Origin of the sequence: Streptomyces lunalinharesii (genome assembly GCF_039532155.1) — a bacterium.
Lineage (GTDB): Bacteria > Actinomycetota > Actinomycetes > Streptomycetales > Streptomycetaceae > Streptomyces > Streptomyces lunalinharesii.
Genome location: NZ_BAAARK010000006.1, coordinates 360,138 through 385,533, shown reverse-complemented (window position 1 = coordinate 385,533; position 25,396 = coordinate 360,138). Strand labels below are relative to the sequence as shown.

28 protein-coding genes are annotated in these 25,396 nt (G+C 73.2%); 13 read left to right on the top strand and 15 right to left on the bottom strand.

Annotated features, from left to right (window positions below):
* Positions 1-95: 95 nt before the first annotated feature.
* The gene (locus tag ABD385_RS13130) at positions 96-494 is read left to right on the top strand and encodes a VOC family protein (RefSeq protein ID WP_344575359.1); all 399 of its coding nucleotides are present in this window, start codon (positions 96-98) and stop codon (positions 492-494) included.
* 15 nt (positions 495-509) lie between these two features.
* Here ABD385_RS13130 and ABD385_RS13125 read toward each other — a convergent pair whose 3' ends face one another.
* Positions 510-1,112, bottom strand: coding sequence for a TetR/AcrR family transcriptional regulator (locus ABD385_RS13125; protein WP_344575358.1), 603 nt, complete (start codon positions 1,110-1,112; stop codon positions 510-512).
* 107 nt (positions 1,113-1,219) lie between these two features.
* Here ABD385_RS13125 and ABD385_RS13120 point away from each other — a divergent pair, with 107 nt between their 5' ends.
* From ABD385_RS13120 to ABD385_RS13095, 6 genes are all read left to right on the top strand, one after another.
* A complete protein-coding gene (locus ABD385_RS13120) occupies positions 1,220-1,351 on the top strand; it encodes a carboxylesterase family protein (RefSeq protein WP_344575390.1) in 132 nt (43 codons plus the stop codon).
* 186 nt (positions 1,352-1,537) lie between these two features.
* Positions 1,538-2,083 carry an alpha/beta hydrolase family protein gene (locus ABD385_RS13115; RefSeq protein ID WP_344575357.1) on the top strand — a complete coding sequence of 182 codons (546 nt, stop codon included), beginning with the start codon at positions 1,538-1,540 and terminating at the stop codon, positions 2,081-2,083.
* Positions 2,084-2,242: 159 nt separating this feature from the next.
* Positions 2,243-2,554 carry a hypothetical protein gene (locus ABD385_RS13110; protein WP_344575356.1) on the top strand — a complete coding sequence of 104 codons (312 nt, stop codon included), beginning with the start codon at positions 2,243-2,245 and terminating at the stop codon, positions 2,552-2,554.
* 276 nt (positions 2,555-2,830) lie between these two features.
* Complete coding sequence (locus ABD385_RS13105; protein WP_344575355.1) at positions 2,831-3,475, top strand: TetR/AcrR family transcriptional regulator; 645 nt, start codon at positions 2,831-2,833, stop codon at positions 3,473-3,475.
* A complete protein-coding gene (locus ABD385_RS13100; protein ID WP_344575354.1) occupies positions 3,472-4,185 on the top strand; it encodes a VC0807 family protein in 714 nt (237 codons plus the stop codon). Before ABD385_RS13105 ends, ABD385_RS13100 begins: the two co-directional genes overlap by 4 nt.
* An 8-nt stretch (positions 4,186-4,193) precedes the next feature.
* Positions 4,194-5,738, top strand: coding sequence for an FAD-dependent monooxygenase (locus tag ABD385_RS13095; RefSeq protein ID WP_344575353.1), 1,545 nt, complete (start codon positions 4,194-4,196; stop codon positions 5,736-5,738).
* Between the two features lie 54 nt (positions 5,739-5,792).
* On the opposite strand, the gene ABD385_RS13090 is transcribed toward ABD385_RS13095, so the two are convergent.
* Positions 5,793-7,145 carry a DUF2254 domain-containing protein gene (locus tag ABD385_RS13090; protein WP_344575352.1) on the bottom strand — a complete coding sequence of 451 codons (1,353 nt, stop codon included), beginning with the start codon at positions 7,143-7,145 and terminating at the stop codon, positions 5,793-5,795.
* Positions 7,146-7,162: 17 nt separating this feature from the next.
* Here ABD385_RS13090 and ABD385_RS13085 point away from each other — a divergent pair, with 17 nt between their 5' ends.
* Together ABD385_RS13085 and ABD385_RS13080 are read left to right on the top strand one after the other, a co-directional pair.
* A complete protein-coding gene (locus tag ABD385_RS13085; RefSeq protein ID WP_344575351.1) occupies positions 7,163-7,297 on the top strand; it encodes a hypothetical protein in 135 nt (44 codons plus the stop codon).
* A gap of 88 nt (positions 7,298-7,385) precedes the next feature.
* Positions 7,386-8,198, top strand: coding sequence for a class I SAM-dependent methyltransferase (locus ABD385_RS13080; protein ID WP_344575350.1), 813 nt, complete (start codon positions 7,386-7,388; stop codon positions 8,196-8,198).
* A gap of 39 nt (positions 8,199-8,237) precedes the next feature.
* On the opposite strand, the gene ABD385_RS13075 is transcribed toward ABD385_RS13080, so the two are convergent.
* From ABD385_RS13075 to ABD385_RS13065, 3 genes are all read right to left on the bottom strand, one after another.
* A complete protein-coding gene (locus ABD385_RS13075; protein WP_344575349.1) occupies positions 8,238-8,363 on the bottom strand; it encodes a hypothetical protein in 126 nt (41 codons plus the stop codon).
* 10 nt (positions 8,364-8,373) lie between these two features.
* The gene (locus ABD385_RS13070) at positions 8,374-9,312 is read right to left on the bottom strand and encodes an SMI1/KNR4 family protein (protein WP_344575348.1); all 939 of its coding nucleotides are present in this window, start codon (positions 9,310-9,312) and stop codon (positions 8,374-8,376) included.
* 103 nt (positions 9,313-9,415) lie between these two features.
* Entirely contained in the window at positions 9,416-10,786 is a 1,371-nt protein-coding gene (locus ABD385_RS13065; protein ID WP_344575347.1) for an MFS transporter, read from the bottom strand.
* Positions 10,787-11,198: 412 nt separating this feature from the next.
* On the opposite strand from ABD385_RS13065, the gene ABD385_RS13060 reads away from it, so the two are divergent.
* A complete protein-coding gene (locus ABD385_RS13060; RefSeq protein WP_344575346.1) occupies positions 11,199-12,299 on the top strand; it encodes a PP2C family protein-serine/threonine phosphatase in 1,101 nt (366 codons plus the stop codon).
* 125 nt (positions 12,300-12,424) lie between these two features.
* Here the strand turns inward: ABD385_RS13060 and ABD385_RS13055 are convergent, their stop codons facing one another.
* On the bottom strand, positions 12,425-12,835 hold the full coding sequence (locus ABD385_RS13055) for a MerR family transcriptional regulator (RefSeq protein ID WP_344575345.1): 411 nt from the start codon (positions 12,833-12,835) through the stop codon (positions 12,425-12,427).
* A 413-nt stretch (positions 12,836-13,248) separates the two neighbouring features.
* Between ABD385_RS13055 and ABD385_RS13050 the strand changes: the two genes are divergently transcribed.
* Complete coding sequence (locus ABD385_RS13050; RefSeq protein WP_344575344.1) at positions 13,249-14,754, top strand: SulP family inorganic anion transporter; 1,506 nt, start codon at positions 13,249-13,251, stop codon at positions 14,752-14,754.
* Between the two features lie 80 nt (positions 14,755-14,834).
* Here the strand turns inward: ABD385_RS13050 and dmpG are convergent, their stop codons facing one another.
* From dmpG to ABD385_RS13010, 8 genes are all read right to left on the bottom strand, one after another.
* Positions 14,835-15,848, bottom strand: coding sequence for a 4-hydroxy-2-oxovalerate aldolase (gene dmpG, locus ABD385_RS13045; RefSeq protein WP_344575343.1), 1,014 nt, complete (start codon positions 15,846-15,848; stop codon positions 14,835-14,837).
* Positions 15,845-16,771 carry an acetaldehyde dehydrogenase (acetylating) gene (locus ABD385_RS13040; RefSeq protein WP_344575342.1) on the bottom strand — a complete coding sequence of 309 codons (927 nt, stop codon included), beginning with the start codon at positions 16,769-16,771 and terminating at the stop codon, positions 15,845-15,847. The genes dmpG and ABD385_RS13040 overlap by 4 nt, the downstream gene beginning before the upstream one ends.
* On the bottom strand, positions 16,768-17,838 hold the full coding sequence (locus ABD385_RS13035; RefSeq protein WP_344575341.1) for an amidohydrolase family protein: 1,071 nt from the start codon (positions 17,836-17,838) through the stop codon (positions 16,768-16,770). The genes ABD385_RS13040 and ABD385_RS13035 overlap by 4 nt, the downstream gene beginning before the upstream one ends.
* Positions 17,839-17,946: 108 nt before the next feature.
* Positions 17,947-18,525, bottom strand: coding sequence for a 3-hydroxyanthranilate 3,4-dioxygenase (locus ABD385_RS13030; protein WP_344575340.1), 579 nt, complete (start codon positions 18,523-18,525; stop codon positions 17,947-17,949).
* A 55-nt stretch (positions 18,526-18,580) separates the two neighbouring features.
* On the bottom strand, positions 18,581-19,012 hold the full coding sequence (locus ABD385_RS13025; protein ID WP_344575339.1) for a RidA family protein: 432 nt from the start codon (positions 19,010-19,012) through the stop codon (positions 18,581-18,583).
* A complete protein-coding gene (locus ABD385_RS13020; protein ID WP_344575338.1) occupies positions 19,009-19,764 on the bottom strand; it encodes a 2-keto-4-pentenoate hydratase in 756 nt (251 codons plus the stop codon). The genes ABD385_RS13025 and ABD385_RS13020 overlap by 4 nt, the downstream gene beginning before the upstream one ends.
* Complete coding sequence (locus ABD385_RS13015; protein WP_425585392.1) at positions 19,761-20,621, bottom strand: 2-keto-4-pentenoate hydratase; 861 nt, start codon at positions 20,619-20,621, stop codon at positions 19,761-19,763. Before ABD385_RS13015 ends, ABD385_RS13020 begins: the two co-directional genes overlap by 4 nt.
* The gene (locus tag ABD385_RS13010) at positions 20,618-22,084 is read right to left on the bottom strand and encodes a 2-hydroxymuconic semialdehyde dehydrogenase (RefSeq protein ID WP_344575337.1); all 1,467 of its coding nucleotides are present in this window, start codon (positions 22,082-22,084) and stop codon (positions 20,618-20,620) included. Before ABD385_RS13010 ends, ABD385_RS13015 begins: the two co-directional genes overlap by 4 nt.
* A 157-nt stretch (positions 22,085-22,241) precedes the next feature.
* Between ABD385_RS13010 and ABD385_RS13005 the strand changes: the two genes are divergently transcribed.
* Together ABD385_RS13005 and ABD385_RS13000 are read left to right on the top strand one after the other, a co-directional pair.
* Positions 22,242-23,180: a LysR substrate-binding domain-containing protein gene (locus ABD385_RS13005; RefSeq protein ID WP_344575336.1), complete on the top strand. Its 939-nt coding sequence runs from the start codon at positions 22,242-22,244 to the stop codon at positions 23,178-23,180.
* A gap of 127 nt (positions 23,181-23,307) precedes the next feature.
* Positions 23,308-24,792 (top strand): carboxylesterase/lipase family protein, encoded by a 1,485-nt coding sequence (locus ABD385_RS13000; protein ID WP_344575335.1) that lies wholly within the window; start codon positions 23,308-23,310, stop codon positions 24,790-24,792.
* A gap of 34 nt (positions 24,793-24,826) precedes the next feature.
* Here the strand turns inward: ABD385_RS13000 and ABD385_RS12995 are convergent, their stop codons facing one another.
* Positions 24,827-25,288: a hypothetical protein gene (locus ABD385_RS12995; RefSeq protein ID WP_344575334.1), complete on the bottom strand. Its 462-nt coding sequence runs from the start codon at positions 25,286-25,288 to the stop codon at positions 24,827-24,829.
* Between the last annotated feature and the right edge of the window lie 108 nt (positions 25,289-25,396).

The following is a 25,396-nucleotide window of genomic DNA, read 5'->3' as shown; positions in this document are numbered from 1 at the left end:
TGCCGCCCATACCGGGCGGATCCTGTCCGCTATTGGTTCTAACGTTCGGATGTCCGTTCGCCGCGTCCGGCGTCGCCTCTCCCTGGGAGTCCTCCGTGAACCTCGTCTCGATCCGCATGATCACCCACGACGTGGCCCGTCTCGTCGCGTTCTACGAAGGGGTCACCGCCGTCCCGGCGAGGTGGTCCACCCCTGATTTCGCCGAGCTCGTGACGGAGGCGTGCACGCTGGCGATCGCCAGCGAGCGCACCGTGGCGCTGTTCGGCGCGGACTCCGCCCGCCCGGCCGCCAACCACACCGTGATCACCGAATTCCGCGTCGCCGACGTCGACGCCGAGTACGCGCGCCTGACGTCGCTCGACTGCGCGTTCGTCCAGCGGCCGACGACCATGCCGTGGGGCAACCGCTCCCTCCTCTTCCGGGACCCCGACGGGAATCTGATCAACTTCTTCACGCCGGTCACCCCCGACGCCGTGCGACGGCAGGAGCGCTAGCAGCCCGTCCGGCTCTCAAGTCCCCTTGCTGAACAGTCGGTTGAGGTACTGGTCGATGGCGGTCAGGGCCTCTCGGGGCTCGATCACGCCCAGTTCGACGAGCGGCGTCAGGCCGGTGAGTGCCAGGAGCAGGTGGGTCTCGGTCGCCGGGTCGCGGTCGGGGCTGAGGTGGCCGTCGGCGACGGCTTGGCGGACGATCCGCTCGACGAGGTCGCGGCCGTGCGCCAACCCGTCGCGCGCCCGGGCGTGGAGGTTCGCGTCGTGCAGTGCCTCCAGGACGTAGGCGGCGCTCATCCGGCTCGTCGTACGGGCGTCGGGGTGGAGCGGGAGCAGCTCCGTGAGCATCACGCGGAGCAGGTCACGGGGGTGTGGCGGGTCGCCGAGTGCGCTGACGCCTTCGGCGACGCGCAGTGACGTCTGCGCGGACGCGAAGTCCACGGCGAAGACCAACATCTCTTCTCGGGTGGCGAAGTAGTGCTGCACCGCGCCGTGGGAGATGCCCGCTTCCTGGGCCACTTCGCGGACGCTCGCCTGCGCGATGCCGCGCTGTTCCACTACGCGCCAGAGCGCTCGGGCGATCGTCTCGCGGCGTTCGCGGTGATCCACCTGCTTGGGCACGGTCGGCCTCCCTTTTCTCGTACGGTTGACATATTACGGCTGACCGGAAAACGCTGGGAATCCGTTCGAGGGGGAGGTACGGCAGGTCCGAACGACCGTGAGCACGGATCGCGGAGGGCCTCGTCGAGGGGCGCTGGCGGGGAGGGCGCGCGGTGTTCCGCGGCATCCGCTACGCGCAGCCGCCGGTCGGGCCGCTGCGCTTCCAGGCACCCGCCCCGGTCGAGGGGGTGCCGGGATAGCTGTGCACCCGCGCGCTGGCGGAAGAGGTCACCGCCGCGCTCGCCGGCCGGGTCGGTGCGGCACCTGACGCCGAAGCCCTGTCCGGCGTCGACCCCGCGCGCCTGGCCGGCGAGCTCACCACCCTGGGGGCCGCCCTGCCCGGCCGCCGCAAGAGGTGGGGCCGGCTCGCGCAGACCGGTGTCGCCGTGTGCCCGGTCCTCGACGGCGAGGTGCTCACCGCATCGCCCTGGCAGGCGCTGGCCGGCGGTCGTGCCAGCGGAACCGAACTCCTCGTCGGCCACACCCGCGACGAATTCCGGCTGTTCAGCGTCATGACGGGACGGCTGGGCAGCTTCACCGAGGACGAGGTCCGGACGGCCCTGGAGCTGTTCGCCCCGACACCGGGCGGGGCCGACGCCTACCGTGCCGCCTACCCGCGGGCCAACCCTGAGGAGCTGCTCGAACTGGTCTACTCCGACGCCCTCCTCCGGATGCCCTCGCTGCACCTGGCCCAGGCGAACCAAGCGGCCGGCGGCACGTCGTTCCTCTTCGCGCTGCACCTGGCGGCTCCGGCGTCCGGCGGCGTTCTGGGCGCCTGTCACAGCCTCGACGTCCCCCTGGCGTTCGGCACGGCGCCGGCCGGTCGCCGAAGAGGAAGAGCCGTCGCGCCGGATCTGGGAGCGGCACGACCCGGCCCCCTTCGACCTCCCGTAGACCGGGATCCGGTCCGGCGCGGCCCGCTGATCCAGTGATCGTCGCCCTCGTCCCGCGCGCCACCCGGGCGGGCTTCCCGCGTCTCCAGGCCACGCCTCGAAGCCGCTCATCAGGTGATTCGCGGTCCCGTACCGGGCGATCCCGGGTGCGGGTGGACAGGCTTTTGGTGTCTTGGTCGATCACGAAGGGACTCACTCATGTTCAATCCCTCTCGCCTCGCCGCCGCCGCGCTGCTGGCCGTGCTGCCCGCCGTGGGGCTCGCGGCGGCGGCCGTCCCGGCCCACGCCGCCCCGCCGGTTCCCGCCCAGCAGCCCGCCGACGGTCCGGATGACGGCCCCGAGGACGGCATGTTCGGGGGTTCGGGAAGCCTGGGCGGCCTGCCCGGCATGGAGGACCGGTTCTCCGGTGGCGCCGGCAACGGCGGCAGGGCGACGGACGGCTTCGGTACCGGCAGCGGATCGATGGGCGGCCTGGGCAAAAGCAGCGGACTGATGGGCGGACTCGGCTGACGCACCCCTCGATCGGTCGTCGACGCAACGGCGGCGGGTCGACGGCCGTGCGAGCGGCGCGCGCGGGAAGGGCGCGCCGTCGCCCGGCCCCGGGATGCGGCGGAGGGGCCGGTCGGCGGACGACGCCGGCCGGCCCTTCGGCGTTCCCGCGCGGCTGACGCACCGCTCCACCCCGCCCCCCCGATCGGCCTTCGGATGTTCAGTCCCCACTCGTCCAAGACATCGCTTCGCCGTGCCGTCTTGCTCGGCTGAGCAAACCCCGCTACCGTCTTGCTCATGCAAGCAAAGAACAGCACGGGTAAGCAAAAGGCGGGGAGCGAGGCCCGCTCTTCGTTCACGGAGACGGGGCGCCGTGCTCAGATCGTCGCCGCGGCGATCGACGTCATCGCCGAGGTCGGGTACCACCGGGCGTCGTTCGCGAAGATCGCGGAGCGTGCCGGGCTGAGCAGCACGGGGATGATCTCCTACCACTTCGACGGGCGGGGCGACCTGATGCGCGAGGTCGTCGCCGAGGTGATGCGGGTGGCGGAGGGGTACGTCCGGCCCCGCATCGAGGCCCACGAGAGCTACGCAGGCCGGTTGCGCGCCTCCATCGAAGGCAACCTCGACCTGTTCGCCGAGTACCCGAACCACCTCTCGGCGATCACCGAAATCCTCTCCAACCTCCGCGGCGGCGACCCCGGCATGGTCGCCTTCCTGGAGACGGCGGAGGCGAACCTCGCCGTCCAGGTGGAGCAGATCCGCAAGGCACAACGCGCCGGCGAATTCTGCGACTTCGACCCCTGGGTGATGATGCGGGCGATCCGCGCCGCCATCGACGACGTGGTGCGCCGCGCCTCCCACGAGCCCGCCCTCGACGTGCGGGCCGCCGGCCGGGAACTGGCCGACCTGTTCGACCGCGCCACCAGAAGCACGTCATGACCACGATGCACCAGGGGGAACGCACCATGTCGACGCACTCGGCACCACGGACCACAACGGACCCGGCCGTCGCGGCCGACTCCCGACGCCGCACCAGGGCACTGCGCCGCCGGCTCGCCGCCCAGTTGCTCTTCGAGCTGGCCCTCCCGCTCGGGTCCTACTACGGGCTGCGCGCGATCGGCCTCGGCCAGTGGCTCTCGATGGTCGTCGGCAGCCTGTTGCTGCTGCCGTGGATCGTCTACGGCATCGTGCGGCAGCGCCGGGTGGAGGCCATGGCGGTGTTCACGCTGAGCCTGGTGGTCGTCGGCACGCTGCTGTCCCTGATATCCGGCAGCCCGCGGGTCCTGCTGGTCCGGGACAGTTGGGTGACCGCCGCGATCGGGTTCTGGGTGCTCGGCACGCTGCTCACCCGCCGGCCGTTCATCATGACCGCCTCGCGCGGCATCGTCATCGCCAAGGTCGGCGAGGCCGGCCTGGTCGCATGGGAGGCGCGGTGGGACGCGGAGCCGGTGTTCCGTCACCACCTGCGGCTGGTCACGGCGGTGTGGGGCGCGGTCTTCCTGCTGGACGCGGCCTTGCGGGTGGTGCTGGCGTACACGATCCCGGTGGACGCCTTCGCGCTCACCAGCACCCTGCTCTGGCTGGCGATGCTCGGCGGACTGTTCACGTGGCACAACTGGTACATCACCCGGCACGGCATGAAGCTGTAGGGGGAGCCGTGGACACCGAGTTCGAGGTGCTGATCGCGGGGGCGGGCCCGACCGGCCTGCTGCTCGCCAACGAACTGGGCCTGGCCGGGGTGCGGGCCGCCGTCGTGGAACGGCTGCCCTGCCGCACGGGCTGGTCCAAGGCGCTCAACCTCCAGCCGCGCACCGCGGAAGTGCTGCACTGTCGGGGCTGGTTGGCGCCGGTCCTGGACCGTGCGCTGACGCTCCTGCCCGTCGGGCACTTCGCCGGGCTGCCGCTCGACTACGGCGCGCTGGACACCGCGTTCCCCCACCAGGTCGGTATCCCACAAGCCAGGGTCGAGGAGTTCCTGGAGGATCACCTTGCCGGGTACGGCGTTCCGGTGCTGCGGGGCCGGGAGCTGATGTCGTTCCGGCCGGACGCGGACGGCGTCACCGTCACCCTGCGCGGGCCCGACGACGCCGAACGCACCCTGAGGGCAACGTACTTGGTGGGTGCGGACGGCGGGCGCAGCACGGTCCGTCGCGCCCTGGGCGTGCCGTTCCCGGGGCGGGACGCGCGGGTCGGCATGGCCGTCGCCGACATCGAACTCCAGCAAATGGAAGGGGAGTTGGATGCTGCGGGGGGCTCCTGGCGGCTCCCCGACCTCAGCCCGGACCCGGCCGGGAGCGCCTTCCTGCTCCCGCTCGGCGACGGGGTGCACCGACTGTTCCTCGGCGGCCCGGAACAGCAGGGCGTCGACCGCGACGCCCCGGTCACCGAGGACGAGGTGCGCACGGCGCTGGCCCGCTGCCCGGGACCACCGCGCACACTGCGCGCCGTCCGGTGGGCGTCCCGCTTCACCGACGTCTCCCGGCAGGCCGAACGGTACGTCGACGGCCGGGTGGTGCTGGCCGGCGACGCCGCCCACGTCCACGCCCCCGCCGGCGGGCAGGGCCTCAACCTCGGCATGCAGGACGCGTTCAACCTCGGCTGGAAGCTGGCCGCGGTGGTCCGCGGGTGGGCCCCGGACGGACTGCTGGCGACGTATCACGCCGAACGGCACCCGGTCGGCGCCCGTGTGCTGGCCAACACCCGCGCGCAGATGGCGCTGACCCTGCCCGACCCGGACGCCGTGGCGGTGCGGGAACTCCTCGCCGACCTGCTGGCGGCGCCGGAGGCCAACCGGCACGTCGCAGCCATGATCGCCGGGACCGACATCCGCTACCCGATGCCGGGCGCACCGGACCACCCGCTGCTGGGGGCGCGGGCCCCCGGCGTCCGACTCGACGCCGGCCGTGGACTCCTCCTGGCCGACGTCGGGACGCCGGTCGCCGTCGCGGCGGACGGGTGGCGCGACCGGGTCGACCGGAGCGACGCGCTCGACCCCCTCGACCGCTGCGACCGTCTCGGCCGCGGAGCCGCGACCGACGGCGCCGGGGCGTTGCTGGTCCGCCCGGACGGCTACGTCTGCTGGGCCGGCCGGGGCGACGACGCGGACGAGGCGCGCGCCGCCCTCGCCCGTTGGTTCGGCGCGCCCCGGGCCCCGGTCACCCGCCGTGGCGACTCCCGCCGCACGACCGCCCCACCGAGCTGACGGGGCGCGCGACCAGGGGCCCGCGACCAGGCAGGCGGGCCGGGCCGACCGGCCTCAGTGCCGGTGCGCCAGGCCGTTGCGGGTGTCGCCGGTCTCCGTACCGAGGCCCTGCGAGTCGGGGAGACGGGCCAGGCGGCCGTCCAGTTCCTGCGGCCACTGCGCACCGACCTCGGCGTCCATCGTCGCCAGTCGGGCGCGCAGCGGCGCGACCTGTTCGGGGGTGCACACCTCGGCCGCGGTGGCGTAGAGGGCCCGCAGTCGCCGCTGCACCTGCATCGACGCGCTGCCGAAGTGCCGGATCTCGTCGGTGGCGATGCAGACGTAGTCGGTCCAGGAGCGGGTGCGGTGCCGGAACGCGGTGGGTGCGGCGGCCCGACGGCCGGCGATCCTGGGGGCGATCATCACCAACAGGTCCTCGATGTGGTCCAGGCACTGCACGGCCCGCCCGGGGTCGTTGACGGCCGGGGACAGTGCCTTGAGCGCGATGTCGACGAACGCGCGCAGCGCCCCGGCCGGGTCGGTGCCCGCGCTGTAGGTGGTGCCGAACAACAGGTGGCGCGTCAGGTCCCGCCGGACCCACGGTCGTGCCCCCGGACGGACCAGGAACAGCGGCGCCTCCTGTGCGACGAAGTCCCCGACGACCGGGACGAGTTGGATGCGCGCGCCGGTGCGTCGGGCGAGACGCTCCAGGCCGTGGTCGTCGTAGGCGATGAGGGTCTGGCCGCGCCGGGGCGGGGTCCCGAGCCGGATCACCACCGGCTCGGCGGTGTCCGGCGCGGGCGCGGGCTCGACGGTGTCGTCCGCGGGCCCGGTGGCGCGCCCGCCGTTCGGGTGCGTGCGGTCCACGGCCCGGCGCCCCTCGGTGGCCAGGTAACGCAGCAACAGGCCCGAGTTCAACACCGTCGTCACCCGCCCGACCAGCGCGAAGAACAGTGCGGCGCACACCACGGCGAGCAGGATCGCGAAGAACATCGAGATCACCGGCCGGTAGTCCTCCTGGCTGACGGCGAGCCGTACCGAGATCATCAACGTGTAGACGAAGGTCGCCATGAACGTGCCCATCGCCCAGCGCATCACGGCGTCCTGACCGAGGATCGGCACCACGCGCACCGACAACTGCGAGGCGCCGAACTGCATGGCCAGCGTGAGCGCCGTGAACACCAGGCCGGTCAGGGTGATCATGCCGCCCGCGACGGCGGAGAGCAGTGTGGCCATCGAGCCGCTGTCCAAGTGGGCGAAGAAGCTCTCGCCGAGCTCGTCCCCGTAGTAGGTGACCTCGCGGTCGATCAGCGGGAACAGCCAGGACAGGAACAGGCCGGCCCCCAGCAGGGTGACTGGCAACGGCCAGAACCGCGGAGCACGCAGCCTGTGGCGCGTGAGGTACCACTTCCAGCGACCTCGGGTCATGCGGCAAATGTACCGATATGAAGTGGATCGGCGGTTACGTCTTCGTCGAGGGCATGTTCTCCGACGAGGACGACTCCTGCGGCCTCTCCCACCACGCGGTCGTCACCGTGCGCCGGCGCAGGACCGCCGGCGGCACCGGAGCCACGGTCTGAGGACCCGCGTGCCGGGCCTCGGAACCCGTCCGTGGGACCTGCGCCACCGCCTCGGCGCGGGGATCACCCGCCCTGTTACGTTCGGGCGGTGACGGAGTACGAAGCGGCCGCGGCGCGCGGCAAGGGGTATCTGCTCGACAACCGGCAGGTCGAGGCCGGCGAGCGGTTCGCGGCGCTGGCCGAGTTGTTCGACCCGGTGACGTTCCGGCGCCTGCGGGCCCTGGGGATCGCGGACGGCTGGAACTGCTGGGAGGTGGGGGCGGGCGGCCCGAGCGTGCCCGGCTGGCTGGCCGAGCGGGTCGGGGCGAAGGGCCGGGTCCTGGCCACCGACCTGGACACGTCGTGGATGCCGGCCACCGACGCGCCGTACGAGGTGGTGCGGCACGACGTGGGCGCCGACGAGCCGCCGCAGGGCCCCTTCGACCTGGTGCACGCCCGGCTCGTCCTGGTGCACGTGCCGCAGCGCGAGGCCGCGCTGCGGGCCATGGTGCGGGCCCTGCGCCCGGGCGGCTGGCTGCTGGTGGAGGACGCCGATCCGGCACTCCAGCCACTGGCCTGCCCCGACGAGTACGGCCCCGAGCAGGAGCTCGCGAACCGGATCCGACGCGGGTTCCGCACGCTGCTCGCCGAGCGGGGCGCCCAACTCGCCTTCGGCCGGACGTTGCCCCGACTGCTGCGCACCGCGGGGCTGCTCGACGTCGAGGCCGACGCGTACTTCCCGATCACTTCGCCGGTCGGGAGCGCGTTGGAGGCCGCGACCGTACGGCAGATCCGCGACCGGCTGATCGCGGGCGGGCTGGCGACGGCCGAGGAGATCGAGGAGCACCTGGCGAACATCGGCGCCGGCCACCTCGACACCGCGACGGCACCGTTGATCTCCGCTTGGGGCCGTAAGCCCTAGCCGGCGCCGTGACCGCAGAGGTTTGCCGGTTCGGATGTCCTACAGGTTGTTCAGGTAGAAGCTGGTGAGTCGTTCGATGGCAGCGTCGACGTACTCGGGCTCGGCGTACCACTCGTAGTGGCCGGCGCCGTCGATCATCATGAGGTCGACGGGATGGCGGGCCATCTTCCACAGTTCAGCCGTTCCACGGCTCCCACACGGCCTGCTCGTCGGGAGTGGGCGGCGGCCCCCACACCAGCATCCCGTCGATCAACCCCGGCTGGTAGCCCGGGAACAGCTTCGGATACTCCAGCCTGTCGGCCGTCTCCTCCAGGAACACGGTCAGCGACTCGTCCACGACCGTGCGCTCACCCGTCTCGTCCCAGCCCCCGGTTTCGCCCGTCTCGCCATCGACGAACCTGCCGTAGCTCAGGTCCGTGACGCTCCACGAGCAGAAGGGAATCCAGGACGGCCTCCACAGCGGCATCCCCTCTTCCTCGCCGAACTGCTGCTCCTGCCGACGCCGGCTGTTCATGTGTCCCTGGTACGACCTCGCCACCGCATCGAGGTCCATCAGGGCCCAGCCGTAATCCGGAAACAGTCCTGCCCCGCGCACATCGAGGCTCCCCGCGCACTGGCGCCACAGTGCTCGCAGCGATACCGGGACCCGCACGCCGAGTTCCTCCTCCAGCGCGACCAGCTCGCTTTCCGGAGCACCGGGCCTGAGCGCGGCGTGCGTGGCGGGGGCGTTGTGACGCAGCCACGTTTCGATGCGCTGCCATGCTTCGGTCGTCTCCCGTGCCTGCACGGCATCCGCGAGCGGCCCCCGGTTTCGGCCGGCGGGCTCGGGCTCCGTCGTCCGCACCGGCGCGCTGGTCAGTACGTCCACCCTGCGTACCTCCACCGCGCCCGCGCCCAGCGCCGGCGGGCCGTAGGCATAGTGCACATCCAGCGCCGGGCAGTCGTCGAAGGTCTCGCCGTCGACGTGGACCACGTACATCGACGGGTCCCATCCCGGATTACCCACCAACGGATCATCCGCCAGCTGGGCGCACAGTGCCTTCAGCGCATACGCGACGCCGGGCCCCAGCCGCGTGCACTGATCCCGTATGTCGTCCGGCACCTCAACCGCCATGGCCACGTCCCCCTCGTCTTCTTCCGCACCCCATCGATGGCGAGGTCAGATTGTCACCAAAGCCGCGGTGACGCGAGCGGTTGACGTGTCGCGGCGCGCGCGTTCACGTGCGTGGTGTGAGACGGATCAGGGCCGCCGACACCAGCGCGAGGACGCCGCACACGCCCCACAGCAACAAGTAGGCGTTCAGTGACGGCAGTTGTGTGGAACGGGTCAGCAGGCTGCTGAAGACCGCGGCCGCCGCGGCACCGGCGATGCTGCCGCCGGCCGTCTTGAGGTTGTAGTAGACGGCGGTCGAGGCCGCCGCCCGGTCGCGCGGGCTGCCCTCGGTGATGACCGTCGGCAGTCCGCTGACCGCGAGGCCGATGCCCGCGCCCGCGAGCATCTGCCCGGCGTACCAGGTCGCCATGACGGCGTGCCCCGCGATCTCCACCGCGAAGCCGGCGGCCACCAGGAGGAACGCCAGGGTGAGCATGGCGCGGTAGCCCAACACCCGGCCCACGGCGGCCGAGGCGCCGGCGGTCAGGAAGCTGATCAGGGCCGGGACGGCGATCCACAGGCCGATCTGCCAGTGCGGCAACCCGAAGCCGTACCCGGCCTCTTCGGGAGCGGCGTCGAGGAAGGCGACCGTGATGCCCTGGCCGCCCAGGACCACGACGCCCGCGGCGAAACCGCAGGCGAACGCCGGCGAGATGGCGCGGCTCGCCATGGCCCGGACGTCGACCAGCGGTTCACGGCTGCGCAGCGAGGAACGCACCCACAGGGCCAGGGTCACCGGTGCGAGCAGTAGTCCGCCGAGGACCAGTGGGGAGAGCCAACCCCGTTCGGTTCCCTGGGACACCGAGCCGAGCAGCAGGGTGAGGCCCAGGCCGAGCAGTACGGCGCCCGTCCAGTCCATCCGTCCGCCCGCCAGCCGCAGCGTCTCCGCGATCCGCGGGGTGAAGGCCAGTGCGAAGCCCGCGGCGGCCAGCACCGCCAGGTACCACAGCACCGTGCGGCCGCCACCGGTAACGGACGCCAGGGGCCCCGCCGTCGCCGTACCGGCCGTCGCCCCCAGGATGAGGGCCGCGGCGAGGAGACTGATCGCGCGACGGCTGCCCGCGGTGTCCAGGCGGTCCCGCACCAGTCCGACGGAGAGCGGGAGCAGGGAGCTGAGCGGGCCGAGCAGGAGACGGCCGGCGAGGAACAGCTCCAGCGTCGGCGCCACGGCGCACAGCAGCGAGCCGACGGTGACGGTCCCGAGCGCGATCCGCAACATGCGGCGGTGGCCGTGCAGATCGCCCAGGCGTCCGAAGGCCGGTACGCACACGGCGGCGGAGAGGAACTGCGCCGCGGTGATCCACATGGCCGGGCCGGTGCCGATGTGCAACGTGTCGCGGATGACGGGCAACAGGGACACGACACTGCCCTGGAGGAACCCGTCGAGGAGGACGAAGACGAGGAGGGGGCCGATGAGGGCCGAGGGAACGGACACGGACACACTGGGGGCAACAACCGTGCTCATGGCACTCCAGGGCAGTTCACAACCGACGGTCGCGGCGGACCGGTCCGCGGCGACGAAGGCATTGCCGGCGCCGTGCCGGCGAAACCCGACCACCCCACAACATCGCCTTCCCGGGCGACGCGATTGCGCTGTGTGAGGGACGGCCCTGTGCCTTCGGGCCCCCGTTCGGCACGTTGACCGTTGGGCCGACCGGAGTTCGCGTGCGTTTCCCCGCGGGACCCGCCGTTGCCGGCCGTCGCGCCGGGCGTCGAGGGCCGTTGCGGTGCGGGCCCGGCGATGCGCGCGCCGCGCTCCCGGGATGGCCGCCTATGATCCGTTTTCGGATACGGATACGGACGCGGACGCGGGCACGGGTTGGCGGGTTTCGGGATCGGGGATGCGGATGGGCCCTTCCTCCACGCGGTGGCCCCGGTACGTCTCGTTCCTGCCGACCGCCATGATCGTCGGCGGGATCCTCTGGAACCTCCTGTCGCCACGCGAGTACTGGGGCGACTACCTGCTGGTCGCCGCCGTGACGGTGGCCGGAGCACTGCTCTCGTTGCGGCACACGATCGTGGCGGCGGTGGCCGTCGTGGTGGTCGAGGCGGCGCTGCTGTTCGCCGGCGGATACCTCGGCAACGTCACCGCAACGGCGATCGAACTGGCCAACCTGGCGTTCACCGGCCTCATCGCCGTCGGGGTGAACCGGGTGGTCGCGCGGCACGGACGCCGCCTGGCGACCGTCCGGTCCGTGGCGGAGGCTGCCCAATGGGCCGTGCTGCCTCCGCCGCCAGCGCGGGTCGGCCCGTTGGCCGTCGCCGCGCTCTACAAGGCCGCACAGATCGAGGCGCTGATCGGTGGTGACGCCTACGCCGTGCAGGACACCCCCTACGGCACCAGGCTGCTGATCGCCGACGTGCGCGGCAAGGGCATGGGCGCGGTCGGGGTGGTGGCCGTACTGATCGGCGCGTTCCGGGTGGAGGCGGACCAGGCGCCCGACCTCGCGGAGTTGGCCCGCCAACTGGAGCGCGCCCTGCTCAAGGAGGGCGCGCGGCGGGAGGAGGAGATCCAGTTGGAGGGGTTCGTCACGGCGCTGCTCGGCGAGATCCCTCCGGACGCCGACGAGGTGCGGCTGTTGAACTGCGGCCATCCCGCCCCGTACCTCCTCGACGGCGGATCCGTCGCCACGTTGGAGCCCGGCGAACCGGGCCACCCCCTGGGCATGAGCGGCCTCGGCGTGCCCCAGGCCGCCCCGGAGACCTGGCCGCTGCCGCCGGGCAGCACCCTGCTGCTGGTGACCGACGGGGTCACGGAGGCCCGGGACCGTACCGGGGCCTTCTACGAACCGGCCGATCGGCTCCGCGGCCGGGGCCCGTTCCGGCAACCGCACCAAGTGATCGACACCCTGGTGCGCGACGTCGAGCGCTGGACCGGCGGCCCCCGCGACGACGACATGGCGATCCTGGCCCTCACCCGGACCACCGGCGGCCCGACCGGTCGCTGAGCGCGCCCGTACCGGACCGCACGCCCGCGATCTGCGGTCGACGCCGACGAACTTTCCTGGGACGCCGACGGGGTGGGTACGGGGGGCCGCGACGGAAGGCCGCTACACGGGCGGTCGCCGGGCGGTCAGGACCGGGCCTGCTCGACGCGGGCGCGCAGAGTGGCGGCGAACTCCTCGGCGCGGGAGAGCTGCACCCGTAGGTCCTCGATCTTGTGGGCGGCCGCGGCCTCGTAGGCGCGGACGCGCTCCAGCAGCGCCTCGCGCTCGCCCCGTTCCGCACCGGTGGGAGTGCCCCGGGCGTCGAGCCGGTCGGTGACCTCCAACAGGTCCCGCATCTCGTCGAGGGTGAAGCCGAGCGGCTTCATGCGGCGGATGACCATGAGGCGGGCGACGTCGGTCTCGGTGTAGAGGCGGAAGCCGCCCTGCGAGCGGGCCGAGGGGATGACCAGGCCGGTCTCCTCGTAGTGGCGGATGGTGCGCAGGGACAGTTCGGTCCGTGCGGAGACCTCGCCGATCTGCATGTGCTCGCTGCTCACGTGGGGCCCTCTCGCGGCTGTGCGGTGGCCGGGAGGCCGCCTTCCATCCCTACCCTAACGTTAGGGTAGAGTTCCGCTCCGGAAGAGGGCCCGGTGCCCTCTCTTCTCGTGCGGTCGGCATCCGGTGCCGTCCGCCCCGCCGGGACCGACGTCGCTCCCGGCGCACGTCATCGAGCCCGTAGGAGCGCGCACGTGTCCATGGTGCCCGGCGCCGCTGCCTGCCCGCCGTGACCGACGGCCGTTCGTAACGGGCGCCTCCCGGGCCACCGGCCCCGACGCCCGGCGCCGCCGCGCCCCGAGGCATCCCGCCTGCGTGCTGGTTCCGCCGCAGGCCCCGCACGGGTCGTCCGGATCCGCTGCGCCTCTTCCCGCACGCCCGCCCGGGCGTGCCCGAGCATGACGGGTAGTCCTCCTTGTCCTCCACCGCACCGTCCCCGGACGCGCGCCGGGGCCCGCACCTGCGCCGGCCGTCCTGGGCGTCCCCGAAGGTCTTCCGCACGGAGGTCCTGGCCGGCCTGGTCGTCGGTCTGGCGCTGATCCCCGAGGCGATCTCCTTCTCCGTGATCGCGGGTGTCGATCCGACGGTGGGGCTGTTCGCGGCCTGCACCATGGCCATGGTGATCGCCTTCGTCGGCGGGCGCCCCGCCATGATCTCGGCCGCCACCGGCGCCGTCGCGCTGGTCGTCGCGCCCGTCGTCCGCCAGCACGGCCTCAACTACCTGATAGCCACCGTGATTCTCGCCGGCGTCTGCCAGATCGTCCTCGGCGCGCTGGGAGTGGCGAGACTGATGCGGTTCGTGCCGCGTCCGGTGATGGTCGGCTTCGTCAACGCGCTGGGCATCCTGCTGTTCGCGGCGCAGCTCCCCAATCTCCGTGACGTGCCGTGGCCGGTGTACCCGCTGGTCGCCGCGGGCCTGCTGATGATGGTGTTCTTCCCGCGGCTCACCAGGGCGGTGCCCGCGCCGCTGGTGTCGATCGTGGTCCTGACCGTCGTCACGGTCGCGGCCGGGATCGCCGTGCCGACCGTCGGGGACAAGGGCAAGCTGCCCTCGTCGCTGCCGGTGCCCGGCCTGCCGGACGTGCCCTTCACCCTGCACACCCTCACCGTCATCGCGCCGTACGCGGTGGCGATGGCCGTGGTGGGGCTCATGGAGTCGCTGATGACGGCCAAGTTGGTCGACGAGATCACCGACACGCGTTCCAACAAGACCCGCGAGTCCGTCGGTCAGGGCATCGCCAACATCGTCACCGGGTTCTTCGGCGGCATGGGCGGTTGCGCGATGATCGGCCAGACGATGATCAACGTCAAGAACGGGGCCCGCACCCGCCTTTCGACGTTCCTCGCCGGTTTCTTCCTGCTCGTCCTCTGCATCGTGCTGGGCCCGGTCGTCTCCGAGATCCCGATGGCCGCGCTGGTCGCCGTGATGGTGCTGGTCTCCGTCGGCACCTTCGACTGGCACTCCGTCAAGCCCGCCACGCTGCGGCGCCTGCCGTTCGGCGAAACGGCCGTCATGGTCATCACCGTCGCCGTCGTCGTGGCCACCGACAACCTGTCCATCGGCGTGGTCGTCGGCACGATCACCGCCATGGTCGTCTTCGCCCGCCGCGTCGCCCGGTTGGCGAACGTCACCGCCGTCACCGACCCCGACGGCGGCCAGGTCGTCTACGCGGTGACCGGTGAACTCTTCTTCGCCTCCGTCAACGACCTCGTCATGGAGTTCGACTACGCGAACGATCCCGACCGGGTCGTCATCGACCTCTCCGCGGCACACGTGTGGGACGCCTCCTCCGTCGCCGCCCTGGACGCCATCGAGACCAAGTACCGGCAGCGCGGCAAGGACGTCGAGATCATCGGTCTGAACGCGCCCAGCGCCGACCTGCACAGGACGCTCAGCGGGGCGGTCGCGGGCGGCCACTGACCGGTCGCCGGGCCCGGGGAGGGCGTGCGGCGCCGCCACCCCGCCCGCGCCGCCGCGCGGCCGGGGCGCCCGCGTCCGCCTCAGGAAGCCCCCCGCGACAGGTCCAGGGCGATGTCCACGATCAGGTCCTCCTGGCCGCCGACCAGGCCGCGGCGGCCGGCCTCGACCAGGAGGCTGCGGGTGTCCAGGCCGTAGCGGGCGGCGGCGTCCTCGGCGTGCCGCAGGAAGCTGGAGTAGACGCCGGCGTAGCCGAGCGAGAGGGTCTCCCGGTCGACCCGGACCGGTCGGTCCTGGAGGGGGCGGACCAGGTCGTCGGCGGCGTCCATCAGGCGGAAGAGGTCGCAGCCGTGCCGCCAGCCCATGAGGTCGGCGACGGCGACGAACGCCTCCAGGGGGCAGTTGCCCGCCCCCGCCCCCATGCCGGCGAGGGAGGCGTCCACGCGGCGGACGCCGTGCTCCACGGCCACCACCGAGTTGGCGACGCCGAGTGCGAGGTTGTGGTGGGCGTGGATGCCCAGCTCGGTGCCGGGGTCCAGGACGTCGCGGTAGGCGCGGATCCGGTCGCGCACCCCGTCCATGGTGAGGCGGCCGCCGGAGTCGGTGACGTAGACGCAGTGCGCGCCGTAGGACTCCATCAGCTTGGCCTGTGCGGCGAGGGTCGGCGGGTCGGCCAGGTGCGCCATCATCAAGAACCCCGCGACGTCCATGCCCAGTTCGCGGGCGGTGGCGATGTGCTGGGCGGCGACGTCGGCTTCGGTGCAGTGGGTGGCGACGCGCACCGAGCGCACGCCCAGGGCGTGCGCGCGCTTGAGTTCGGCGAGGGTGCCGATGCCGGGCAGCAGGAGGGTGGTGAGGGTGGCGTGCCGCACCACCTCGGCGGCGGCCGCGATCCACTCCTCGTCGGTGTGCGCGCCGGGTCCGTAGTTGATGCTGGAGCCGGCCAGGCCGTCGCCGTGGGCGACCTCGATCGCGGCGACGCCCGCGGCGTCCAGGGCCCCGGCGACGGCCCGGACGTGGTCGATGCCGTACTGGTGCCGGAGGGCGTGCATCCCGTCCCGGAGGGTGACGTCCTGTACGTAGAGGTCGTGGGTCATCGGGTGGTCAGCCTCTCCGCGACCCGCAGTGCTGCGGACGTCATGATGTCCAGGTTGCCGGCGTAGGCGGGCAAGTAGTGGGCGGCGCCCTCGACTTCGAGGAAGGTCGAGACCAGCTGTCCGGTGGCGCCGGCGAGGGTGGTGAGCGGGTCGTCCGGGCGGATCGGGCGGATCTGGACCTCCTGCTTGAGCCGGTATCCGGGCACGTAGGCGGCGACCTCGGCGACCATGGCGTGGATCGCCGCGGTGAGGGCCGTGCCGTCGGCGGACCCGTCGACCACGCAGTGGACGGTGTCGCGCATCAGCGGTGGCGGATCGGCCGGGTTGAGGACGATCACGGCCTTGCCGCGGGCCGCGCCGCCGACGACCTCCAGGGCGCGGGCGGTGGTCTCGGTGAACTCGTCGATGTTGGCGCGGGTGCCCGGGCCGGCGGAGCGCGCCGAGATCGAGGCGACGATCTCGGCGTAGCGGACCGGGGTGACGCGGGAGACCGCGGCGACGATCGGCACGGTGGCCTGGCCGCCGCAGGTGACCATGTTGAGGTCGGGCGCGCGCAGGTGCGCGTCGAGGTTGACCGGCGGGACGACGTACGGGCCGAGGGCGGCCGGCGTGAGGTCGATCAGCTGCTTGCGGTGGGGCGCCAGCACCGCGGCGGTGTGCCGGTGGGCGGCGGCGGAGGTGGCGTCGAAGACCAGCGCGATCTCGTCGAAGTCGGGCCGGGCGAGGAGGCCGTCGACGCCGTCGTGGGTGGTGGGGACGCCCAGGCGGCGGGCGCGGGCCAGGCCGTCGGAGGCCGGGTCGATGCCGGCCAGCAAGGCCACCGTCAGCACGTCGGAGGTCCGGAGCACCTTGATCATCAGGTCGGTGCCGATGTTGCCGGACCCGACGATGGCGACCTTGGTGCGGGGCTGGTCGGGGCTCATCGTGCACCCGCCCCCGGCACCGTCGGGCCGAAGAAGCGGCGGGCGTTGCCGCCGAGCAGGGCCGCGCGGTCCGCGTCGGTCAGGCCGGTGCAGGCGCGGATGGTCGCACCGGGCTCCTGCTCGCCGAGCGGGAACGGGAAGTCGCTGCCGAGCATGACCCGTTCGGTGCCCATCACGTCCAGCAGCAGCCGCAGCGCCCTGGGATCGAAGACGGCCGAGTCGACGCAGAAGCGGTCGGTGTAGAAGGAGGGCGGGTGCGGGGAGTCCGCGCGGACGAGGTCGCGGCGGTGCCAGGCGTTGTCGGCCCGGCCGAGGAGGTAGGCGAAGCTGCCGCCGCCGTGGCAGAAGCACATCCGCAGCGAACGCGGGAGCCGTTCGAACCCGCCGGACAGGATCAACGACAGCAGCGAGAGCTGCGTTTCGGCCGCCATGCCCACCAGCCACGGCAGCATGTACCCGCGGGCCGTCCGGTCGGCGCCGAGCATGTCCCACGGGTGGACGAGGACGGGCATGTCCTGGTCGGCGCAGTGCGCGAGGAACGCCAGGAGGTCGGCGTCGTCGAGGTAGCGCTGCCCGACGTGGTTGCCGATGTGCACGCCGCGGTGGCCCGCCGCCTTGGCCCGGGTGACCGCGGCGGCCGCCGCCGCGGCGTCCTGCAACGGGACTTGGCACAGCGGCAGCAGACGGTCCGGGGCCTGTCCGCAGAAGTCCAGGATCCGCTGGTTGACCAGCTCGCACCAGTCGACGGCGCGGGCCGGGTCGGCGGCGTAGCCGAACAGCAGGGGAGTGGAGGAGACGGCCTGGACGGCGACGCCGGAGCGGTCCATGGCCGCGAGCCGGCTGCCCGCCTCCCACAGTTCGGCGCTGACCGGACGGTACGCGTCGGTGCCGCTCATCATCGTGCCGGTGCCGTCCCCCGCCTCCCGCAACCACGGCTCGCCGGCGCCGGCCAGGACGCGGCTCTCGGCGCGCGAGATCCGGGGGAAGAAGTGGGTGTGGACGTCGAAGACGCCGGCCGGTCCCGGGCGTTGGGCGGGGGTGCGGGGGTGCGCGTCGGTGGCGGTCACGGGACTCCGTTTCGAAAAGGCCCGTGGGCGGGCCGGCCAGGGGGTTCCGGCCCACCCACGGGGGCATGGCGGGCCCCTACCGGGGCGGGAGGGGGAGGGCTCCCCGGGTCAACCGCGGGCGCGGCGGACGGTCTGCGGGCGCTGGTGCTCCGGCCATTGGGCACCGGGGTGCCGGGCGCCGCAGTGCGGGCAGGAGCGTTCCCCGGCGTAGAAGCCGCGGAAGACCGGCGGCAGGTCGTCGACGATCGACCGGAGCTGCAACTCCGCCCGGTGGACGAGGTGGAAGCACTCGGTGCAGTACCACTCGAAGGCGTCCCTGCTGCCCCTGGGGCGGGCGAACTCCACCACCAGGCCGATCGAGCCGGGCTCCGGCCGCTGCGGGGAGTGCCGGACGTGCGGCGGCAACAGGAAGACGTCGCCCTCGTTGATCTGCACGTCGACGGGGGGCCGGCCCTCCGCCTCCATGACGCGCAGCACCATGTTGCCCTCCAGCTGGTAGAAGAACTCCTCGATCGGGTCGTCGTGGAAGTCGGTGCGCTGGTTGGGGCCGCCGACGACGGTGACCACGAGGTCGCTGTCCTGCCAGACCTGCACGTTGCCGACCGGCGGCCGGAGCAGTTCGCGGTGCTCCTCGATCCACCGCTCGAAGTTGAACGGCACGCCCATCGCCAGTTGGGGCAGGGTCATCTCTCGCGCTCCTCGGGACTCGTGGTCGGGGACGGACGGGCGGGACGCGGCTCGGTCAGTGCGGACGGTCGGCCCGACACGGGAGGTACGCGGTGCACGCGATCTCGACGAGCAGGTGCGGATGGGGCAGTTGGTGGACCGCGACGGTGGTACGGGCCGGTCCCGTCTCGTCGAAGTACTCGGCGTAGACCTCGTTGTAGCCGCCGAAGTCGTGCATGTTGACCAGATAGGCGGTGAGGTCGACCACGTCACCGAGGTCCCCGCCGGCCGCCCGCAGCAGATCGCGGAGGTTCTCGATGACCGCGCGGGTCTGCTCGCGGACGTCGACGCGGGTGACGCCCAGGTCGTCGGCTTCGGCGCCGGCGAACGTGCCGTCCGGCCGTCGGGAACTGGTGCCGGAGACAAAGACGAAGTCGCCGGCCCGTCGCAGGTGCGGGAACCGCCCGCGCGGTGCCGCCTTCCCCGCGACCACGATCGCCTCGCTCATACCGTCGTCACCGCCACGCTGCCCAGGCCCGCGCCGGAGACCCGGACGTGGGCGTCGCGGGGGAGCGGCACCGCGGCGGTGGCGGCGCCGGCCAGCACCACCCAGCCTGGTTCCAACGGGATGCCGGCCCGTTCGGCGAGCCGGGCGGCGGCGCGCAGCGAGCGCATCGGGTCGCCGAGGATCGCGGCCGACGAACCGGTCCGGGTGAGCCGCCCCTCGATCTCCAGCACCAGGCCGATGTTGTCGATGCCGCCCAGCTCGCGGGGGTCGTGCCAGGCACCGACGCCGAAGGCCGCGGCCGAGGCGTTGTCGGCGATCACGTCGGGCAGGGTGAACGCGAAGTCGCGGTAGCGGGAGTCGAGCACCTCGTAGCCGACCGCGACGCCCGCGACCGCGGCGTCCACCTCGACCGCCGACCGGACCCGGCGCCCGATCAGGAACGCGATCTCCGGCTCGATGCGCGGTTGGATCAGCCCGCTCAGGTCCAGCGTCGACTCCACCAGCATGCTGTCGGTCAACAGCCCCCAGATGACGTCGTCGACCCCCATCTGGACCATCTTGGCGCGGCTGGTGAAGCCCATCTTCACGCCGATCAGCCGCTCGCCGCGGGCCGTGCGACGGGCCAGGACGGCCCGCTGGACCCGGTAGGCGTCCGCGACGCCGAGCGGCCCGCCGTCGGTGAGCGGGGCGATCGCCCGGACGCTCCGCTCGGCGTCGTCGAGCGTCGCGGCCAGCTCCTGTACGTCGGTCATGCGGTGGTGCCTTCCTCGCTCGCGGCCCCGTCGTGGGCCGGCTCCTCAGGGGCGAACGCGACCCGGACGTCCCCCAGGCCCGCGATCCGCGCCTCCAGCACGTCTCCGGGGGCGGTGCGGACCATCGGGCCCAACGCACCGGTCAGCACGGTGTCCCCGGCGCGCAGCGGCTGCCCGCACCGCACCAGGGCGTCGGCCAGCCAGAGCGCCGCGTTCAGCGGATGGCCCAGGCAGGCCGCGCCGGCCCCGGTGGACACCTGCTCGCCTCGGCGCTCCAGGACCATGCCGCACAGCCGCAGGTCCACCTCGGTCAGCCGCGTCGGACGGTTGCCGAGCACGTACATCCCGCAGGAGGCGTTGTCGGCGACGGTGTCGGTCAGGGTGATGTCCCAGTCACGGACGCGGCTGCCCACCACCTCGATGGCCGGCAGCGCGAAGGCGGTGGCGCGCAGCAGATCCGTGACGGTGTGCCGTTCGTGGGTCAGGTCCCGCTCCAGGACGAGGGCGACCTCCGCCTCCGCCCGGGGCTGGAGGACCGCGCCGGCCGGGACCTCGCCGCCGTCCGGCACCGCCATGTCGCCGAAGAGCACCCCGAAGTCCGCGCTGGAGACGCCTAGTTGGTCCTGCACGTCCCGCGAGGTCAGGCCGATCTTGCGGCCCACCGGCCGGCGCCCGGCGGCCAGCCAGGAGCGGGTCACGATCTCCTGCACGGCGTACGCCTCGTCCGGGCCGTCGATCAGCTCGCGCACCGGTGCGCAGGGCGTGCGGGTGGCGTGTGCGGCCAGCAGTCGACGGGCGGCGGCGCCGACGCCGGTCTCGGTGCGGGGGTTCGCCGGGGCGACCGGCACGGTGCTCACCCGCCGATCCGGACGCAGACGTTGGTGGGCTCGGAGAAGAAGTCCAGCGAGTGCTCGCCGCCCTCCCGGCCGATCCCGGACGCCTTCCGGCCGCCGAACGGGGTGCGCAGGTCGCGCAGGTTCCAGCAGTTGACCCAGACGATGCCGGCCTCGATGCGCGGCGCCACCCGGTGCGCCCGGGACAGGTCGCGGGTCCACACGGTCGCCGCCAGCCCGTAGGGGCTGTCGTTGGCGAGCCGGACCGCCTCGTCCTCGGTGTCGAACGGGGCGACGTGGCAGACCGGTCCGAAGACCTCCTCGCGGACCGCCCGGGCGGTCGGCGGCAGCCCGGTCAACACCGTCGGCTCCGCGTAGAACCCCCGGTCCCGCGCGTCGCCGAAGACCGGGGTGCCGCCGCCGGCGACGACCGTGGCGCCCTCCTCGACGGCGAGCCGGAAGGACGACAGCACCTTGTCGCGATGGCGCGCGGAGATCAACGGCCCGTAGTCGGACAGCTCGCGGGCCCGGGCGCCCAACGCGGCGACGAACGCCTCGAAGACCGGGCGCTCGACGTAGACCCGCTCGGTGCACAGGCAGATCTGCCCGGAGTGGGTGAACGCGGAGCGGACCGTGCCGGCCACCGCCTCGTCGAGGTCGGCGTCGGCGAAGACCACCGCGGGGTTCTTGCCGCCGAGTTCGAAGGAGACCGGGGTGACGTGGTCGGCGGCGGCCCGCATGATGGCCGCGCCGGTCGCCGACTCGCCGGTGAACGCGATCGCGTCCACGTCCGGATGCGCCGTGAGGAACTCGCCCGCGGCGCCCGGCCCGTGCCCGTGCACCACGTTGAACGCGCCGTCCGGCAGCCCCACTTCGTCGATCACGTCGGCCAGCAGGGTCGCGGTGGAGGGGGTCTCCTCCGAGGGTTTGGCGACCACGGCGTTGCCGGCGGCCAGGGCCGGGGCGACCTTCCAGGTGAGCAGCAGCAGCGGGAGGTTCCACGGCGCGACGACCGCGACCACGCCCAGCGGGCGGCGGACGGTGTAGTTGAGCGCCTGTCCGCCGCCGCCGCTCCAGCCCGGCACCTCGGTGAGGTAGGCCCGCTCCGCTTGTGCGGAGAGCAGGTCGGCGTAGGAGCGGAAGTTCCCGATGGCCCGCGGGACGTCGACGGTGGCGGCCAGCTCGCGGGACTTGCCGGTGTCGGCGGATTCGGCCGCCACGAACGCCTCGAAGCGCCGCTCGATGCCGTCGGCGATCATTCGCAGGGCGGCCGCCCGCTCCGGCGCTGCGGTGGCGCCCCACGGGCCCTGTAGTGCCCGGCGCGCCGCGCGCACCGCCGCGTCGACCGTTGCGCGGGACGCCTCCGGGACGCGTCCGACGACCGACCCGTCCGCCGGGTCGACGAGCGGGAATCCGCCGTCGGACGCCTCGGACGCCTCGGATTCCGGGGGCAGGAAGGCCCCGCCGATGTAGTGAGCCGGCTGCATGCCGATACCGCTCCTCTCGCTGCGTCCCGGGCCGGTGGGCTGCCGACCCGTGGCGCCATCCTTCGCCCTCGGAGATATGCTCGTCCAATACCAATTCGCGTGACTGATATAGCTATTTAGTTATGTCTGGGGCGCCGGGCCGGTGGGGGAGTGCGGGATGGAGTTGCTGGACGGACGGCTGAAACTGCGGCACCTGGTGCTGGCGGTGGCCATCGAGGAGCACGGCAGCCTGCTGCGCGCCGCCGAACACCTGCGGCTGGCGCAGCCCGCGGTCACCCGCAGCCTGCGCGAACTCGAAGGGATCCTGGGCGTGGAGCTGTTCGTCCGCGGACCCCGCGGGGCGACCCCGACGCTGTTCGGCACGGCGTTCACCGAGCACGCCCGGTCGGTCCTCGCCGAGCTGCGGCGGGCCGGCGAGCGGATCAGCGGCCTGGCCGACGGCGCGGTCGGCACGGTGACCGTCGGCACCCTGGTCGCCGGTTCCAACGTCCTGCTGCCCAGGGCCGTCGCGGCACTGAAGGCGGCCCGGCCCGGCATCACCGTCGTCGTCCAGGAAGCCACCTTCGACGCCCAGGTGCCGCGGCTGCTGGACGGCGAGGTCGACCTGGTCCTGGGCCGCCTGAACCCCATCGACGACCAGCCGGCGCTCCGTCAGATCACCCTCTACCGCGAGCCGGTGCTGCTGGTCGCCCGGCCCGGCCACCCGGTCCGCTCCCGCCCCGGCCTGACCCTCGCGGACCTGCTCGACCACCCGTGGGTGGTGCCGCTCCGGCAGACCGCCCTGCGGCAGGAGCTGGAGCAGGTGTTCCACGACGCCGGCCTGCCGCTGCCCGGCAACCTGGTCGAGTGCAGCTCGGCGCTCACCGTCCGCACACTGGTCCGCGACACCGACATGATCGCGGCACTCCCGGAGTTGGTGGCCCGTACCGACGGCGAGATCGCCCCGCTGCCGGTGGCGCTGGAGCCGGTACGGCGCACGGTGGGCGTCACCCTGCCCGACCGTCGGCCGCTCACCCCCTCCGCCCGGTTGATGCTCGACCACCTGCGGGAACAGGCCGCCGAACTGACCGGCCCGCGGGACGACCCGCCGGCCTGACCCCGCTGGCCTGACCCCGCCCCGCCGCGGCCCGACCGCGCCCGGACCGCTGGCCCGCATCGCCGCATCCGGGATAGAACGTCCAAAGCAGCTGACCGGGAACGCACGCGCGGGGAAGGTGAGCACGATGACACAGGGAAACGAGCACGTGGTGGCCACGGGCCGGGGCCGGGTCCGGGGTCGGGGCGAAGGGCCGACGGTGGCCTACCGGGGGATTCCGTACGCCGCGTCCCCCGTCGGGGCCCTGCGGTTCGCCCCGCCGCAGCCCGCACCGCGGTGGTCGGGGATCCGCGACGCCGCGCGCACCGGACCCGCCGTGCCGCAGCGGCCGTCCCGGCTGGAGGCGGTGATGGGCCGCCGCACCCCGGACTGGGACGAGGACGGCTGCCTGACCCTGAACGTCTGGACCCCGTCGCCGCGCGGCGCGCAGCCGGCGGCCCGGCCCGTCCTGCTGTGGTTCCACGGTGGCGGGTTCAGCAGCGGCTCGGCCGGTTGGGACTGGTACGACGGCGCCCGGCTCGCCGCCCGCGGCGACCTGATCGTCGTCACCGCCAACTACCGCCTCGGGCCGCTCGGTTACCTCCACCTCCCGGACATCGGCGCGGACAACGCCGGCACCCAGGACCAGATCGCGGCGCTCGGCTGGGTTCGGGACAACATCGCCGCGTTCGGCGGCGACCCGGACGCGGTGACCGTCGGCGGCCAGTCCGCCGGTGCGTTCTCCGCCCTGGCGCTCGCCACCGAGCCGCGCACCGCCGGACTCGTCCACCGCGTCCTGCTGGAGAGCGGCCCCTGGGCCCTGTCGCCGCAGGACCCGGCACTGGCCGCCGAACACGCCCGGGCGTACCTGCGCCTGCTGGACCTGGCCGACGAGGCCGACCCCGGCCCGGCCCTGCGCGCCCTTCCCGTCGACCGACTCCTTGCCGCCTACGGCACGTTGGCGGCGCAGGTCGCCCGGTTCGGCACCGTCGCCCCGGCGATGTACCCGGTACTGGGCGGCGCCGGCGCCAGCCGCACCTGGCGCGACGCCCTCACCGCGGGCGCCCTGGACGGCAAGGACCTGTTGATCGGCACCACCCGCGACGAGATGACCGCCTTCATGGGGCTCGATCCGCGCGTCCAGTCCCTCAGCCGCGCCGACGCACTGGCCCTCCTGGCAGACCAGGCACCCGGAGAAGGCGAGGCCGAGCGCCGCTACCAGCAGTACGCCAGGCAGCTCCCCGGCGCCACCCCGGGCCGGATCGCCATCACCGCCAAGACCGATGCCGAGTTCCGCAACGGCGCACTGGAAATCGCCGACCACCACGCCACCGCAGGCAACCGCACCCACGTCTACCAGTTCGACTACGTCGCGCCCGGTGCCGACAACCCTCTCGGTGCCTGTCACTGCGGCGAACTCCCCTTCCTCTTCGGCACGTTCCACCACTACCCGGACAGTCCCATGCTGGGGCGTCCGGACGCCGCCGCCCGCGCCCTCGGCGACGTCTTCGCCGACGCCGTCACCTCCTTCGTCACCAGCGGCGCCCCGCACGGCATCCCCGCCTACGCCCCCGCCGCCCCGGACCGCATCCGGCACTTCGCCCCGGCCGCCGACGGGCCCGCCGGACGCTGAGCGCGCCCCGAACCGTCGCGGCGGGCCGCCCCGGTCACCGACCGGCCAGGCCGGCCGCGGCGGCCCGCCGCACCAGCACCAACTGCTGGGCCAGCAGGACCACGCCGAAGTAGACCAGCACGGTGACCGCGCCCAGTCCGGCCGCGACCCCGGTGTCTATCAGGAAGTGCTGCCCCAGCCCGACGCCCCACAGCGCCGCGGTCAGCGGAGTGCCCCGCCGCACGATCCGGTCGCCGCGCACCGACAGCCGCACGGTGAACGCCCGCACCGCCGCCAGCAACACCCCCACGGCCAGGCTCGCGACGACCAGCGCCCCGTCGCCCCAGGACAACGGATGCACCGTGACGTACCAGCCAGTCTCCACCGCACCGATGGTGAGCAGCACCAGGCCGATCGGGGACCGCTCCCGCAACGGCCGCTCCACGAGTTGGCGGGAGACCAACCACAGCAGCACGACGGCGGTGACGGCGAGATTGGTGGCGGTGGGATCGTCCATGGCTCCAGGGCCTTCCGTGCGAGGAGGTGTGCGGGCGGCGGTGTGCCGGCACCTCCCACCTTGCGGGCCCGACCACCGCCCGCGGATCGGCCACCGGGGTGGAGAAAA